This window comes from Candidatus Woesearchaeota archaeon (assembly GCA_016187565.1).
Classification (GTDB): domain Archaea; phylum Nanobdellota; class Nanobdellia; order Woesearchaeales; family JACPJR01; genus JACPJR01.
Window position 1 is genome coordinate 113,153 of the sequence record JACPJR010000026.1, and the last position, 16,402, is coordinate 129,554.

Annotated in this window: 11 protein-coding genes; 6 read left to right on the forward strand and 5 right to left on the reverse strand. The window is 41.4% G+C overall.

All coding sequences use genetic code 11. The annotated features are described in order from the left end of the window. The first annotated feature begins 71 nt into the window (after positions 1-71). From HYW21_07300 to HYW21_07320, 5 genes are all read left to right on the forward strand, one after another. On the forward strand, positions 72-806 hold the full coding sequence (locus HYW21_07300; GenBank protein ID MBI2549128.1) for a hypothetical protein: 735 nt from the start codon (positions 72-74) through the stop codon (positions 804-806). A gap of 129 nt (positions 807-935) precedes the next feature. Continuing rightward, positions 936-1,337: a hypothetical protein gene (locus HYW21_07305; protein MBI2549129.1), complete on the forward strand. Its 402-nt coding sequence runs from the start codon at positions 936-938 to the stop codon at positions 1,335-1,337. Between the two features lie 11 nt (positions 1,338-1,348). Further along, complete coding sequence (locus HYW21_07310; protein MBI2549130.1) at positions 1,349-1,708, forward strand: hypothetical protein; 360 nt, start codon at positions 1,349-1,351, stop codon at positions 1,706-1,708. 147 nt (positions 1,709-1,855) lie between these two features. Then, positions 1,856-2,257: a hypothetical protein gene (locus tag HYW21_07315; protein MBI2549131.1), complete on the forward strand. Its 402-nt coding sequence runs from the start codon at positions 1,856-1,858 to the stop codon at positions 2,255-2,257. Between the two features lie 59 nt (positions 2,258-2,316). Then, complete coding sequence (locus tag HYW21_07320; protein MBI2549132.1) at positions 2,317-3,501, forward strand: hypothetical protein; 1,185 nt, start codon at positions 2,317-2,319, stop codon at positions 3,499-3,501. Between the two features lie 60 nt (positions 3,502-3,561). On the opposite strand, the gene HYW21_07325 is transcribed toward HYW21_07320, so the two are convergent. From HYW21_07325 to HYW21_07345, 5 genes are all read right to left on the reverse strand, one after another. After that, on the reverse strand, positions 3,562-4,662 hold the full coding sequence (locus HYW21_07325; GenBank protein ID MBI2549133.1) for a peptide chain release factor aRF-1: 1,101 nt from the start codon (positions 4,660-4,662) through the stop codon (positions 3,562-3,564). A gap of 71 nt (positions 4,663-4,733) precedes the next feature. Further along, positions 4,734-5,489: an NAD+ synthase gene (locus HYW21_07330; GenBank protein ID MBI2549134.1), complete on the reverse strand. Its 756-nt coding sequence runs from the start codon at positions 5,487-5,489 to the stop codon at positions 4,734-4,736. Between the two features lie 55 nt (positions 5,490-5,544). Continuing rightward, the gene (locus HYW21_07335; protein MBI2549135.1) at positions 5,545-6,192 is read right to left on the reverse strand and encodes a hypothetical protein; all 648 of its coding nucleotides are present in this window, start codon (positions 6,190-6,192) and stop codon (positions 5,545-5,547) included. Between the two features lie 53 nt (positions 6,193-6,245). Further along, positions 6,246-7,577 carry an RHS repeat-associated core domain-containing protein gene (locus tag HYW21_07340; protein MBI2549136.1) on the reverse strand — a complete coding sequence of 444 codons (1,332 nt, stop codon included), beginning with the start codon at positions 7,575-7,577 and terminating at the stop codon, positions 6,246-6,248. Then, on the reverse strand, positions 7,567-14,805 hold the full coding sequence (locus HYW21_07345) for a lamin tail domain-containing protein (GenBank protein MBI2549137.1): 7,239 nt from the start codon (positions 14,803-14,805) through the stop codon (positions 7,567-7,569). Before HYW21_07345 ends, HYW21_07340 begins: the two co-directional genes overlap by 11 nt. Before the next feature lie 335 nt (positions 14,806-15,140). Here HYW21_07345 and HYW21_07350 point away from each other — a divergent pair, with 335 nt between their 5' ends. Continuing rightward, entirely contained in the window at positions 15,141-16,286 is a 1,146-nt protein-coding gene (locus HYW21_07350; protein ID MBI2549138.1) for a hypothetical protein, read from the forward strand. The last annotated feature ends 116 nt before the right edge of the window (positions 16,287-16,402 follow it).

Consider the following 16,402-nt stretch of genomic DNA (forward strand, 5'->3'; position numbering starts at 1 on the left):
TTTCACTCTCATATTTTTACTCAACAGTAAAACATAACCCTTAAGGGGTAGGTCAAAAAAAGGTGAGATGCATGGAGGAAAAGGATAAGGCCATTACTAAAATGGTTTCAAACATTGTTGAAACCAACCAGGAGTTCTTTGCACAAAAAGAAGATACCAATAAATTTGCGAAGGTTGTTCCCCACTTATTAAAGAAAGGGATAGAGAATCTTAATCTCTCCATGTTTACGCCTGAACTCCGTTATAATCTTATGACGGCTCTTGGTGAAGAATATAGACGGCGAGGAAATCTTAGTGATGCGGTGAAGTCTTTTGTCTTGGCTGGCAATAAGAAACAACTCTTGGACGTTGCCGAGGATTACCGAAGACTGTCACAGATTGACAATTGTATTGATGTTTACAAACTGGCGAATGATAAAGATAAACTTCTCCAGCTTGGGAAAAAATGCTTGAATGATGGGAAGTTAGATCATGCAGTTAAGGCATTTATCGCCATTGGTGATACCTCCCAATTAATTGAAGTTGGTAATCAATGTGTAACAAAGTATCGTTTTGATTATGCCTTTGAAATATTCTCAAAAATTGAGGACAAGAAAAAACTCGTTGAGTTAGGAAACACCTGCGTTGAGGAACGAGAGTACAATTATGCAACCAAGGCCTTTGAGTTAGCTGCTGACAAAGATGGACTTAATCGTGTCGGTGATATCTGCCTTAAAGAAGAGCATATCTCCGAAGCGCTCCATGCTTATGGGCTCGCAGGCAATGATGTTATGGTTGAGTTTATCAAGCAGAACTTTCATGATTAGTAGCAGTGCTCATAGCAACTGTACCAAGGAAATAACAGTGGATATGGTTGGTGTACAGGATTGGGATGTTTAGAGCGTTGAAGACTGTTGTAAGCAAAATAAAAAATTGGTGAGTGTAGGGGAGATACTATGGAAAACATAAGCTTAGGCAAGGGTCAAGAGCCCAATTTTGGGGATTATTTTCTCCAGAAACAAGTAGAGGTAATGATTGAAATAAATACCAAGCGTTTGTCCCATGAGATTAATGATTTAAAGAATGCACTTCAAGCCTTGCAGATGGAGGTAAGTGTCCTTAAAAAAGACATGCAGGATAACAAAACAAACATGTCGCAGCCAAGGGTTGAGAGAGTGATGACCAACCAAGACTATTCGAATCCTCAGCCTATGCAACCAGCCTCAACTGCTCAACCAATGACACAGTCCGTACAACGGCCGCAAGACCAATCAGTAAAGCCTCGTTATGGCGACTACAAGCCAAGTGATGTTCCTATTGAGAAGTTCTTTTACTTTGGCGGGAACAAAAGGCGTTAAAAGGTGGGAGTATGGCAACACTTTATCGTTGTGTTTCCTGTAAAGGTGATTTTCCTTTTGAACAGGTAAAATACAGTCCTGATGGAAAGAAGCGGATTCTCTGTCAGTCGTGCTTGAATAAGACTGTTCGAGAAGAGGCATCACGAAAAGCCTCAGTAGCCCGACGTTCAACCTTACCGTCCCACATTTTTAGCGAATCAGGCGCTTCAAGGATGATCTGTATAAAGTGCCGCTATTCTTTTTCCCTAAAAAAAGCATCACGGCTCAAGCCACTTTGTCCTTACTGTGGAAGCAACCAAGTAATGGTGAACAACCAAACTGCGGGAAAAATCCTCGATGAGGTTTCTCGAAGTAATTACCGGGAAGTATAAACCGAGGAATTTATTTTTCTTTTATAACACTTTTTAATGTCAAGGCAAAACCCTATGAAAACACTTAACGAGACGAAACATATTTAAGTAACTTCACTCTTTATTCCGATGTTACTGCGCTACCAGCGTCAAAACGAGGTGGTTTTCATGATGCAACAACGTGATTGGATCAGTATGTTTGTTGGTTTATTGATCTTTGCCTTAGGATTTGTTCCCTTTGGTGAAGGCTTTGGATGGTTTAACTGGGGTTTATCCGCCTTTTTAGCACAGAGTTGGTTTATCGCGATCATGCCGTGGATTGCTGCAGTAGCTGGGTTTTATCTCATCATTAATTCTTTTATTGAAATAACCAACAGTAATGCTGTTGGCTGGATTTCAGTAATTATTGCAGTACTCATTACTGCTCTTGGCGTATTGAACGTTCTCGGAGGTATGAGCAAGGTTACTGGCTTCCTGGCTATGGCTTGGTTAAGCCCTGTTGTTTTCCAGGTTATCTTTATGGTTGTGGGCCTTTTCCTCATGATTGCAGCATTTGCCATGGAGATGTAGGCATAAGAGATGGTGCCATTTCCTCTCTTTCCTAAGCACCGCATATTACGGAGGATAGTATGGGAATAATCTCTCGCTTTTTCGGACGATTTTTTGATATCCTTAATCCATTCACCGAATACAAAGGTATACAACAGGAACATGGAGCATTTGTCGAGATCATTCGTGAAGGTGATAATCTGAAAGCTCCTATCGGGGGAGTGATGCAGGAAGGAGATGTACGCTCAAGGATTCAGTGGATAGAAAAAGGAATGCAACAGCTCAAAACCGTTATGATCAAAGATTTCTCCGTGGGATATTGTTTGATGAAGGATCTGTTGTTTTTTGATGAACAACTCTTTCAAGTAATGAAGCGATACCAACAACAGTTACAGCGAGCTGATCAACGTCTCCAAAGACTCAGCAGTGAGGCAGGAAGATGCTTTGCTATTGCAGGACGTCATGGAACCAAGCCTGCCAAGCGTGGGCAGATGCTCGAACGACTGAAAGGAATCCAAGAAGAGAGTGAACGTCTGGCAAAGAGTATTGCTGATATTTCAGAAAAACTCGAGGCAATCTCACGACAACGTGCCCTTGTCCAGCACTATGCTCGTCTTCATCAAAATATGATTGGAGAATGGTATAAGGTCTTTAAGGCCTTCTCGCGTGAATTTAAAAATCAATATGTTCTGGCAGAGATTACCTTCCGTTCGAATGAGCTTCTCCACTTAAAATTAAAGCGTACCGGTATTCGTGCAGCCCACAATATGAGTCTTATCCATGATCTTTTTGGTTCACTCCAGCGTGATAACCATGATGTCAAAGGAAGAAAAGCTAGCGGCATTCGTAAGGATTTTGCTCAGGTTATTGCACAGACCCAAAAAGACCTTAATGAAATCCATTATTATGTTGTCCAGCTCTGGCATCGGTTTGAGGGAAAATTTCGAGAGATTGAGGCAGCTATCAATACAGCCCCAGGAGACCCAGCTACAAAAGCTCGCTTTCTTGAACACCAAAGAACGTCGATGAGAGGGTTACGTGACACCTTGTTTGTCCAGGCAAAACGCTTGCGAAATGAGTTTGTCCTTCAGTTCCCACAGCCACGAGCAGTAAAACTTCAGGGACTACAACGATTACAGGATGAATGGAAGAGAGGTAGTAAATCAACTCTGGCCATTGCTCGAAAGGCAGGAATTTCTGAAAGTAAAAAGCAACCCGCTCCCAAAGAGCTTCCAAAAGAACTCCCAGGAGAGCGTGCTGCATGACCTCTATGCAACATGATCTGATGAGGTTATGAGATACTTTACTCACTTTTGGAAAAATCCTTACTCGTGAATCTCATAGCGGAGGATAGCAGCAATTCTGCCGATATCACGAAGTTGGATACCTTCTCGTGTTTCTGTTGAAATGATCTTTACCACTGTCCCTAATTTTTTTGCCTCTTCTTCAAATTTTTCCATCAATTGCTCATCAAGCTCTTCAGATAAAAGCAAGGTATCAACCGTTCCGTTCTGAACATGCTGCATGGTTTCTTGCTCACCGTAAACAACCATGCCTGGTTTTGTAGCAAGCAATAGAAGAAACTTTCCAACGAGTTTCTTTTCTTCTATTACTTCTTCTTGAGCAAGCACATCTTCACATCTCTCCAATAACTCTTGCAAGCCAAATGATCCTGTGTAGCTTAAATCTTTGATAGCGATGATCTTCTTCTTTAAATCATTCGTGATAAAATCTCCATCAACAAAATCGTACTTTGTTGGTCCTGGTCCTCCGACCAGAATTCCTTTGAGATTTTCTTTTTTGAAAAACTCTTCGGTCATCATTCTACCGATCTTTTTGTAAAACTCTTTTGCAGCATCTTCTCGTAGCCTCATAAATCGCGCAGAAGATTGTCCACCTGCCCTAGTTTTTCCTGGCACATTTGATTTGGTAGAGGCAACAGGAATAATACTTTTCCCTTTAAGGTATGCCAAATCACCTTCTCTTCTATCCATGACGACCATGGCATAGAGTTCTTTAGCTTCCAACATCTCGCGAAGCAAGTCTAATTGAAATTCCTTGTCACAGCGATAGATACGAGTTTTCAAGGGTATGGGAGGTTCGATGCTCCACACCCGAAAATCCTGTTGTCCCTCTCGCTCTGTCACGTTCCCTGAAAATACCGCTAGCCCGTGCAGAGGTGTCCTTCCAACAACTCTAAGATGTTGAATCATTCTTTCGAGTGCATCAGTAACATTTTTCCTGGTTGCAGATGATTTTATGTTGCTTGCTGTTCCCTGTTCCTGTGCAAGATGATTCATGATCTTATTCATATCATATCCTTCAGGGACATAGACTGAAACAAACTCAGTATGCCTTCCTTTATGTTTTTCGAGTTCCTTGATAAATTTTTTCAGTTCGTATTGTTGTTGACTAGTGAGTGACATAATTAAGAACGAGAATCTTTCTTATTTATAAAAGCTTGTATAAAAATCCTCTCTTTGTACTCTTTTTTTATCTAGTACATTATCGTTGGTGGTGGTACCAACTTGTGCTTATTTTTTTGGATTAAGCCAACAACATGCTCAACCAAGGTTTGAGCAAACCCTACTGCAATAATTGCTTTCGTCTGTTTTCCTTCTTCAATAAGCTGTAGAATTTTATCAATAACAGCATACTCTGCCTTTAAGTCATCCTTATCAATTTGCCCTGGAAAGAGCTCTGCTGTCGGTACTTTCGTAATGATCGGTGGAGGAAGTTTCAGATATGTTGCCAAAGCAATTACTTCAGTTTTGTACAAACTTCCAATAACTTCAAGATCAACAGCACCATCTCCATACTTCGTGAAATAGCCTAACATCAATTCACTTTTATTACTCGTACCAATCACGAGGCTGTTCGTACTGTTTGCATAGTTGTAGAGCAGTACGGCTCGTATCCGTGATTTTGTATTCGCCAGTGCAAGTGGTGATGATTTCCATGCTACTGTTGTGAAGGCTTTGAGAAAAGGATTAATGGGCTGTATGTGGTGAGTTGCTTTCAATAGATGACAGAGTTTTTCTGCATCTCGGATGTTCTGAACATTCGTTAATCCTTCCTCAGGCATGAGTAGTCCAGTGACATTTTCAGGACCAAGCGCATCAACCACGAGTTTACAGGAGAGGGAACTATCAATGCCACCACTCAGGCCTATGACTGCTTTTTTGTGCTTATGCTGATTAAAATACGTACGTATATTTCTGATGAGATTTTGATAAACTTTTTTTTCATCCATGGCTACCAGAAGAAGAAAATACAAAGGCCATATAAAGGTTTCTTAGTGCTTAGTGCTATATTCCTGGAACGCGGAAGGACAATGCTACCAATCGGTACTGGCTTTCATCAACGGGTTTTGAAGTAATAACGACGTAGTCAAGATCATTACGTAGAGCATTCTCTCTTGCTGAAGAATCACCTCTACTTTCGTAGATTTGCTTAACTTGGGGATCAAAAGCATTATTCACGAGAGTATCGTAGAATGATCGTACTCCTTGTTCCAAAGGAGTAGTTTCATTCGAAAGTGGCTCGCTCACCGCAAGGCCATACTTCCACTCAGTAATTGGAGGAAGATTTATTCGTAGTGAGTCAGGCAATAATTGTTGGGCAGCATCAAAATAGGATCTGAACGCTGGTGAATCATGAACCTGTTGAGCAATACTCTCCTGATAGGTCTTATCACCACCTTTCTCAGCCGGACGCAACCTCTCAAGATTGAGGGAATTTCCAAGCTCTGGATCATAGAATCCGCCAATACGTGCATACCCGTCATTTCGGAACACATAATGAGGGCTTGTTTCTGGAATTTCTTGAGGAGGATAGTGAAGATTAAGCTGAGTACTTGCTTCTCTTTTTGCTCCTTCTTCTTGGCGTGGAGTGGCACATGCTTGTGAGCTTGTAGTTAAAAGACCAGCCAACAATAGCCATGTTTTTTTGTCCATTTTGTCTATAGTGAGTAGTAATTAAACTACCATTTATAAAATTATTGGAAAAATCATTCTTTGATGATCCATTCATATTCTATTTTGACAGGAACCATCACGCTCGTTGCATCAATCGGTGCGTCTTGTGTAAAACTTGAATCTGGTTCAGTAAACGAAGCCTGAAAAATGGGTCTATAGATAGTCTCTGTTCGTGGAGGATTTGTCTCAGTGGAGAGTTTGAGATACAATGCCTGTTCTTCTGGCGTAACCGGTTGACCATCTAAGGAGAGAATGCCACCTTTTCCCTCCCACCGTGAGTTCGTGAATATGCGAAAATGCTCAAACTCTCTGCCAGATTGCGTCTGTTTGAGTGTTTTGAGAACAAAATCACGAGGTACATCAAAGGTATGAGTCACATAATAATCAGCAGGTAATACTGGTCTTGGGTAAAAACTTCTGCTTTGCCAATAGGCATTCTCAATCGTTGCCCGCAGGGTAGCAAAGTCCCGTTGGGTAGCTTTATACTCGTTGTAATACTTAAGAGGAAGGAGCGCAGCATCGTAAACCGTTAAAAACATTGGCTTTTCACCGTAATAAGTATATCCAGACGTTGGGCTTGTATGGAGATGATCATTAACCGTGGCCCCATGACGTGGTTTCAACCCTTGCTCATCTACGAACGAGATAGGATTGTTTAAGGCATAGACATATTTGTTTAAGGTTTGGGGATTGGTTAATTGACCTTCCCACACATCAACACTAATAAATCGTCCAGCAGAAGGAAGATAATAGCGCTGGCCGTAGTAGTAGAGACCAGTATCCTTGTCCTGTTCTTTTCCGGTATACAATAATCGTGATGCTTCGCTGTGCTCGCGAAGGACTTCACCAAAGGGATAATATTCGATGGATGTTTTTACTGTTCCTCTTTCATCTGTCCGTAGAGAAACGCTGTTCAGATGATCACCATGAATATAACGGTAATTATTATCCTGGTCGATCTCGGCAAGTAAACTTGATCCAATGACATAAAACGTAGAGGTGTTCTTACTTACACTTTCTTGTCGATATTCATTGCTTTGTGTATCAATTTTTGCTGATTCTTGCTCAGGTTGATCATCCTGATACTGGATTTCTCGAGTAATTGGTTGGACTATAGATGTATCTGGCAATGGTTCCTTTTCCGGTGAGGTATTATCCTGCAATGATTCATTATCTTCTGGAATATTTATTACTACTATGCCTCTGTCTTGTGGTGAGCTGTTTGTACTATTCTTAGACAACTGAGTGGTCTGGGTTATTAGTAGTGGAGATTTTTTTGCCCAAACATTCATAACTAAAAGAAATCCAAGAACAATGATTAAGAGAAAAAATGTCAGTATCCGCTTTTGATAATTACTTCGCATAGAACCTTTCCTCTAATCTTTGGTTACCCTTTGGATCATAGTAGGCTATTGTTTCATTGACAATGACCAACTTGATGCATTGACCATTGCTATTGAGACGCATTGTTTGGTCATTACAGCATCCACATTCTAGAGCATTACAGATAATATACTCTTGAGGATCATCACCACAACAACCCCAATTTCCCTTAGCGCTATATTCACCAACATTGGTAGTACCACTCGTTAGCCACCTGAATGAAGTATTGCACGTAGAACAGAAACTTACTGTTGGATTTTCAGGATCGCCACTAAAGTAATCACAGTCGTACCATATGCCGGAATCACGGCAGAATGTTTGTGTATCATTACCTGTCCCATATTGAGAGAGGTTTACGGTATAACCCTTACCTGAGGCATAGCATGATCCACCAAGAATGCAATCACGGTAGGTATCACAGCAGGCACTCTCGGAATTATTAATGATTGCTCGCGGATCGTAGGTTCCTTCCTCGGAAAAGCCATAGACAAAAGAGTCCCATGCCTCTTGACTATCATCACCACAACATGAGGGATTGTATGATCCTTCTTCAACACGAGCATCATCCCACCGATATTCTTCTCGATAACAGCTGCCATTACACTGCATCATGGTATAGCTGTCACAGATGTCCTTATCAAGATCCCCAGGATAGGTTGCCGTGTATAATAGGTCCTTTCCTGAATAGATGTAGTGAGTCAGTCCAGCAGCGTCAATTTTACGAGTTCTTTTCCCCATGTAGTCGTACGTATACACGTTTTTTCGTGGAACACTGGTGTCAAGTTGCACGCTCGCTAGTTGGTTTTTAGGGTTATAGAGATAATCCTCTGCACGATAGAGTGCATTTATTGGTCCGGGAGTTAGTTGGATTTCATCACAGGAGAAGTTTCCTCCATTGCTTCCGAAGGTAAAACAACTCAAGCGTATCCGTGTATCATTCTGTCCGGTCATAAAAGTAACATTTATCCGTTTCCATGGATTATTTCCTGAGGGAATGGTTGTAGAACCAATCAACGTTCCCCAGTTTCCTTGGGGAGTGACGGTCCATATTCCTATCCCGGTATTTCCTGTTGTTCCTGCATTTTTTACCCACCCGCTCGCGGTGTAGTTCGAGCGAGGCAGGACATCAATATCTTGATAAATATGGACGTTTTTCGTACTAAGTCCACGTGCAGTTATGCTTGCCTCACCGCGTGTTTTATCCTCACTATTTATGATAAACGATTCTGTTCCTGCCCAGCCCGTTGTTTTCCAGTTAGCAATTGCTGCTCCAGCACCTTGCCATGATTCTCTGTAGTACACTTCAAAACTCGGATTTGCAACGAGATTAAAGGAACTAAGGGTGATCATGTTACCTGCTGCATCATAACTGTAGTAGCTTGCACCATCAAAGCGAAGGCGGCTTGTATTACTGGTATATTCATAGACTCGTTCTGGCGTCATACCTTCCTGCATCCTCCCTCTATTTCCCAGCGCATCGTAATCATAGGCCACATTAGGCATAAATCCACGGTAGCCGGTTACTTTAGTTAATCGATAAAGATCGTCGTAGCTGTACTGTGCAAGCTCTTGGAGCTGTTGTGTATCATTGTACAAGTCAACAATGTTCCCAACACCATCGTAGTTGTAGGATCGCTTGAAGAGTGAAGTGGCGTCTTTTTTCGTATCAATGCTCTTGAGCCAATTGCGTGGATAGTAGGTGTAAAGGCTCTGTACACCATGAGGATAGGTAAGATTACGAACATTTTCTGATGCATCGTAGGCATAGGTGAATTGACGTCCATCAATGGTTATGTTCCTGAGATGGTTCAACGCATCAAAATCATACGTCATATTCTGTTGCGCTTTTCCGTCATCGAAAGCCAGACGTATGATGTTATCTGATGGATCATAGGTATAGTCGAGGGTATACTGCCGATTATCAACGGCCATTTGTTTTCGAATAACTCTTCCCCGTTTATCATATTTGAGTTCAGTGGTTCCTCCATCATCGATGACCTTGCACAATCTTCCCAAGGAATATGATTTGTATAATCCCGAGCGGTCGCTTCGATAGGTACAGGAAGGATCATTATCATAGAGGTAGGTTATTTCTGCATTTCCGTCGCTTAAGTAATCAACCGTAACTAGCCTATCAAGGGCATCATAATGATCGGAGGTGTTCGTACCCTGTGCATTTATTTCCCACTGGATATTTCCATTGTCATCGTAGCTATAATACTTTATTCCACCATCACGGTACTGTGCTCCAACCATTCGCGAAAGACTGTCGTACGTCTTTGTTGATAACATGATGCTCTGTAGGGGAGCAATACCACACCGAGCAGGAATGCTAAAGGGATTTGGATTTACCTGTTCCCAATCATCATCTTGGTTGGTATCCAGATCAACACAAATTCTTTGAAACGAATCATCCTCGGAGCTTTCGCTTTCAAGCATCCATCCGCTATACTGGCAATTTCCATTCTGCACCTGCTCATAACCTACACCATCAACAAAATTTCCTTCTGGTGTATACAGATTAACACAATCACCTTGATTATTCAGCTCGATGGTTGTCTCATCATCGGGTTGCTTCCCAAACCGTGCAACAAAATCCTGACGGTTCTCGGCAATGAGAAATATCTCTCCAGGAGACAGTGTTCGTGCAGTTGTAATCGTATCTCGTCCATCTTTATCCTCAAGAATCCACCGATCTAGACTTACAGAAGTCTCACCTGCATTATAGATCTCTATAAATTCCTCCTCTCCTCCTGAGGCGCTTAGATTCCCTATCGGATCATAGAATATTTCACTTACGAGCAATCGTGTCGAAGCTAAAGGAAAAGTCATGCTGACATTGAGAAGATTTCCTTGACTATCATAGCCATAGGCAGTGGAGGCATTTGTCTGATCGACATAGCGTACTAAACGACCAAACACATCAGAAAAAGTGTTCGTGTTGTTATTATTTTCATCCTTGATCGTGACTTGGTACAAGTTATCCGCCTTTTGTTTACGCTCACATCCTGCATCCTCACACCATGCCAGCTGTTGCTGTTCACAGGCTGCAATTGTTCCTGCACATCCATAAAAGTGTGGAGGAATTCCAGTATACATCGCTGCACAGTTTTTTACACCAATGCAGGTTTCTTCGTCAAAAATTGAGCTGCATGATTGCGATGAAGTTCCCCCACAGTAGGTATTGCCACTATAGGTATAATCAACATAAGCGTCACTTTCCTCATCGATAGGAACCACAACTTCCTTCCGTGCTAAGGGGTCTTTGGCATAACCAATCAGATGTGCATATGCTTTTCCTTCCTGCTCATAATACGGCAGTACTGATTCTTTGACGAGCCCACGTTTATCATAATAATCCTCAGACCACACATCATTAAGACTGTTGTCAATTCGTGTAGCATTCTTTCTTCCAAGCGTATCATAATAACTATTGATCTCATAGATTTTGTTCTGCAACTGGTGCTGAGCCCGTATCCAATTTGGTTGATATTGGTACATGAATCGTGTTGACCATGAAGCATACTCTGGTTTAGTTATGTTACTGAGTCGGCCAAAAGAATCGTATTGATAGCTTGTTTGTTGTTCATTGGCATCTACGAAAGAAATCAGGTTACCCCAATTGTCGTAGCCGTATTTTTCGGTTACTATTGGTGTTATCCCATCATCATCGTCTCTTTGGATGCAGGTAAGATAGGTATTCTCCAATGGACTTCCTTGCTGATTGTCACATTCCTGATTCGTGTCACTGTAAAAGTATCGTGTGATAAACCCTCTTGGGTTAATCTCTTGGAGCAGATGCCCGTAGACATTATACTGGTTGGTGTATTTGATCACCAGTTGGTTGCTGAACAACGCATTGCCCGTGCAAAGACTATCTCCGGTTCCTCCATAGGTAATAAGATCACAGCTGCTTACATTCTTGCAACGAGTAGAAATCTTTGGTTGCCAATAGCCACCAAAAAGATCATAGCAGGTTTTTCCAAAGCTTGTCCGTTTATTGCCATTGGTGAATGTTTCGATTTTATGGGGATAGTTCCAGAGATGGCTCTGTCGCATTGTTCGATAAGCATCTCCTGCCTCATAAGCGAATTGCGTTTTTGTTTCGTGGAGGGTTCCATCTGAATTGTAACGGAGAATCTGTTCAGGCTGCCCGGTTAATTCATCATAGATGTATGTCGTACGTGCAGGAACATCCTCTTGACGATTGATGGTTTCATTGGTTGGGATCCATGAGGCCTTCGGAAAATGGTACTGCGGATCAATACGATGGATCTGCATCCATGCATTGTCGAGACGGTAGGTGTAGGTTGTTTCTCCAACGAGATATCCATTTGGTGCATACTGCTGCATACGTTTTAATAACCCTCGTTTATCGCTAGTATCAACGTCTCCATTATAGCGTTTGCTTGTGGGAAGTGAATCCCATCCTGAAATCAGATCACAGCCACTTTTGTTGTCATTGTCCAGACATTCAAGGTCATGGCCCCATGGTTCAGTAGGAATAGTGTCCTTCCAGGTACCGCCACAGAGATAATCTAAATCATCCCATCCATTCACAAAGAAGAAAAATGCGGGAGTAGCTTTAATTTCAGCATCGCTACAGGAACGGTCATTGCCACAATCCTGCACCCGAGGGCACCAAGCACTACCATATCCTAAGCACTTTCGATTGTAGACTTCTTGGGCATTTTCAAAGCTGTATTTGAAGTCGTGGGTATTTTGAATAGAGATCTCCATGCACGCCAAACCCTGATCCTCGAGATTACAGCTGCTTGTCGATGGTAGCGTATAATCTTTGTACCAGTAGGCAAACCATTCTCCGCATGCTCCTAAGTAATCATATCTAAAAATAAATCTCATGGTGTGATTCTTTGGTCCGGTTAACATAAACTTCTTTGGAATAACCAGATGCTTATGTGGGGCTCGCCGAAAAGAAAAACCGTATTCCCAATTTATATTTGCTGGATGACTGAGCACAATGGGTGGCTGATAAAATCCTTCATTGGGGTAATCTTTTGCTGTGCTGAATTCATACACGGTGTAGCCATAAGGCGCAGAGGTGTCATCTCCTCCGATGACTTCGGTCACTTTGCTGTATTGCACTTGTGGCGTACTGTATGCAGATCCAAGGATGATACTGTCTTGTGCAGATTCAAACGTTCCAGGTTCACCAGTTGCAATGCCACTACTTTCAGAAGTCCCCACGCTATTGTATCCAGTTTTTTCTTCAAAGTTAATCAGGCTATTATTTGTAAAGTCTTCATAGAGATACTGCTTCGTTATACATTCTGATGCAGGAGAAAGGGATGATGGACAATTGCTTACCTCTTTCAATCGAATGCCACCGCCAAAATGAGTATCTTTTTGCTCACCGATTCCATAAAGTAGGTTTATTCCCATGCTATCGGCAAAAGCATTATTCACTTGCTTGTAGCGGTCACTTTCAAAGACAAAGATCGTTGCTCCACCGGTCGGCCAGGTGATGTTCTGCAACGACCATGCTTGGGGAATTGACATCGTTACGTTACTACCGTCTGCCTTTTGTTCCCATGCTTCGCTGTTATGATTCTGCTGATTATTCTTGTTGTAGTAAAAATATCCCCATCGGTCAAAGGCGTTAACATCCCATTGGGCATCTGGATAGAAGTAGGTAAAATTGTAAGGAGGAATTTTTTGCAGCAGACTTGGGCATGAGGCAGGTTTTCCTGCACCACATTGGGTTAGTTGTTTGAGTGTTAGTTTTCCTCTCTTCTGTGGGTTATCCGGAGTTCCGTTCATGAGGGAATAATCGTAGGTAAAGGAATAGGTGGTAAGCGCTATGTCTTGTTCAGTGTACTCTGTTTTTCCCGGCTGCTTACGGAAGAGGCTTACTCTTCGTAAACGTAGCTGGCTATTTCCATCGAGATCAAGACCATCTTCTCGGGGTTCGGTAAAGAACACCGCAATATGGCTAGGTGTTTCAATGGTTTTAAGGTATTGTACCGTATGGTAGGTCTCACTAAAACCTTGAGTGCCATCAGCCTGCTTGCGACATGATTCTCCGGTTCGTTCATCAGGAGAGGTAAAATGCAAGGGAAGAGACCAGTCTGTGTATGTAAAGGTAATGTTATTTTCCCCTTGTGGATCACGAATCGCTGTAAGACCCCAGGCAAGATAGTATGGCTTCAGGAGGGAAATCTCTGCATAATTGAAAATTTCATCAAAATGACATTCCTCATCCTGCAGAGGAAATTTTGTTGATCGGGAAAAAGAAACCCCCTCGCCAGAGAATGCAGCAGTTTTAGAACCAAGCGATCCGAGAACTGCTTTTTTTGTTCCCTCAAACTCGTAGATTGTGCCATCGGCTGTTGTCATGGAAAAAGAAACCATTAAGCCATTATCTTCTCCAGCAGATGCTCGGGCAAAAGAAATCTGGAGATTATCACTACATAAAGAGGCATCTGCACGACAGGCAGCATCGGTAGCTACATCGCTGAGATGACCATTTGCACGTTGTGCATGAAAAATAACTGAATCTGCACCTTGTGCAATGGATTTTCCATAGACGAGTTTTCCTTCATAGACTGGAGTATCTGCTATAAAAATATCAGGAAAATTAATATCGTGGATCTCTTCTGAAATAGGTGTGGGATTCTGCACTCCTGCATAACTTTTCAAGAATCCATCCACCGAACTCCAGTCAGGAGAAGAGGGAACATCAAGAACGCCGGTCTTGACATAGGTTACCGGACTCAACATGGTTGGGTTGCTTACGAGCGAATAACCTACCGTCATGGCACTTCCTACAGGACCACCTTTTGCAAACCCGAGTATTGCAGTTGTCGTTAAACTAAACAATGTTCCAAACCAGTCCATTTTGCTTTCACCATACTGGTAATAATCAGGACTGGTGAACTTGCTGTACCAATAGACATTATTACCATGCGTTGCACTATCATAGTCATCCGGGATAGCGCTTGTTGTTCTTTCAATACTTCCTGTGTCGAGTTTCCAACCAAGACCAACCCACGAGGCGTCTTGCATAACGCTTATCCCGGCATTATATTCAAGAATCACCGGAAAATCAAGGCCATTTCTTCCGGGAACAGTAACCAGTGGAATGCGAATGCCAACATCGCCAGTAGAAAGATCATACGTGATGTAATCATCATAAGGAGAAAAGGATGCTGGCTCTGGCTCAGTTATTGCAGCTGCTGGTGTTACCAACATAACTCCCAGCCAACAAAAGAATATCGGTAAAATGAATATTCGTAAGAATCTCTGGAAATACTTTTTTCTTAGATACTGCCTCTTATTGACACTCGTTATCTTTCCCCCTGACAACAAATGACCTCCCACCTCTTATCTAAACTGCGTCTAAAATGCGAGAGCTTACCATAATCCCCAACATACAACTTCTATATAAATATTCCGATCTCGTTTTTGTGTCTAGATGATCAGCGACGAGAAATATGAAACAACCTTGTGGTGACAATAAGAGAGATTCTAAACCTTCTGAGAAGGTAAGAAAGTTTAATAAAGAAGGATGATAAAACGGTGTTATGCATGCAGACGATCAATTTGTTGTGATTGATAAGGTAACGTGGGAATTAGCTATAACAAGGAACATGTCCTTTTGGCATCAATACATGTCATCTGAAGGAAATTTCCATCATCTCCATTATTTTGGTATTCATACAAGATTACGACAATTATTTCTAACAACGAATGGAACACGAACACACATATTTCACAATCCAGAGAATCTAAACAAATACAATCTTGCGTTAATCGAGTCCATTAATAGTGTAGAAAAAGTCCGATTATTGAAAAAAAGATACGAAGCAATAGCTCTACAGTTATTAACATCTTTAGATAAGTGCATCAAAGATGTAACTGTTGAACAATGGGATACATTTGTACAAAACTATCAGATCTTCTGCGCAGGTCTTTATGTTACTTCCGCCATAGGTCGTAGAGGAACAGAGATTTTGATGAAAAAATTAAATGAATTGGGCTATGCTGACAATCAAATACATCATTTAATTGCGACGGTTACTTATCCCGCAGAACACACATCATTGTTTCTATCTCAATATGATTTGATGAGAATCGCTGAAAAAATACAAGCGAAAAAAATAGACGATAGAGTGCTTGATAAGGAATTGGAAAAATGGCTTTTAGCTTATAGTCATATACCTGTTAATTTTTGTGAAGAACCATGGAATTTAGACGACGCAAGAGATCAATTAGCTCGCTTGTTAAAAAAGGATTGTAAAAAAGAGAGAGATTTAGCAATAAAAAATCACACCACAAAAGTCAAAGAATCCAAGACTTTGCTAAAAAAAATAAATAATCCAAGAGTAAGTGTATTAGCATATGCGCTTCAAGAAGGAACTTTCTTGAATGAATATAGAAAAAACAAAATAAGTAAAGCAAGCTATGAAGTACGGAAAATATTCAAAATAATAGCACAAAAAGCAAATTTTTCTTCATGGAGTAATTGTTACTATCTAACTTCTTATGAGATGAGACAAATAATTAGTGGAGAAAAAATAAATGTACGAGATATTATCAAGAAAAGAAGAATAGTTGGCACCGTCATGGAAAATGACGGAACTCAAAAATTCCTAAACCTATCTGATACAACAAAGCTGGATCGGTTTATATCACCATTGCACCAATCAGTAGATTCGAAAGTAAAATAAAGGAGATTGCTTTGCGTTAAGATAAGGTGGGCAGGGGTATTAGCCCTGCCGATATGCAAGCCAGCATATCAAACTGCCTGAAAAGGTTTCTAGAAGATATATTTTGCGTTGTTGGG

What these genes read in the sequence shown, in the direction of transcription:
- HYW21_07300 (MBI2549128.1), top strand. Translation starts at nt 72, where the DNA reads ATGGAGGAAAAGGATAAGGCCATTACTAAAATGGTTTCAAACATTGTT.
- HYW21_07330 (MBI2549134.1), bottom strand. Translation starts at nt 5,489, where the DNA reads ATGGATGAAAAAAAAGTTTATCAAAATCTCATCAGAAATATACGTACG.
- HYW21_07325 (MBI2549133.1), bottom strand. Translation starts at nt 4,662, where the DNA reads ATGTCACTCACTAGTCAACAACAATACGAACTGAAAAAATTTATCAAG.
- HYW21_07310 (MBI2549130.1), top strand. Translation starts at nt 1,349, where the DNA reads ATGGCAACACTTTATCGTTGTGTTTCCTGTAAAGGTGATTTTCCTTTT.
- HYW21_07305 (MBI2549129.1), top strand. Translation starts at nt 936, where the DNA reads ATGGAAAACATAAGCTTAGGCAAGGGTCAAGAGCCCAATTTTGGGGAT.
- HYW21_07320 (MBI2549132.1), top strand. Translation starts at nt 2,317, where the DNA reads ATGGGAATAATCTCTCGCTTTTTCGGACGATTTTTTGATATCCTTAAT.
- HYW21_07335 (MBI2549135.1), bottom strand. Translation starts at nt 6,192, where the DNA reads ATGGACAAAAAAACATGGCTATTGTTGGCTGGTCTTTTAACTACAAGC.
- HYW21_07315 (MBI2549131.1), top strand. Translation starts at nt 1,856, where the DNA reads ATGATGCAACAACGTGATTGGATCAGTATGTTTGTTGGTTTATTGATC.
- HYW21_07340 (MBI2549136.1), bottom strand. Translation starts at nt 7,577, where the DNA reads ATGCGAAGTAATTATCAAAAGCGGATACTGACATTTTTTCTCTTAATC.
- HYW21_07350 (MBI2549138.1), top strand. Translation starts at nt 15,141, where the DNA reads ATGCATGCAGACGATCAATTTGTTGTGATTGATAAGGTAACGTGGGAA.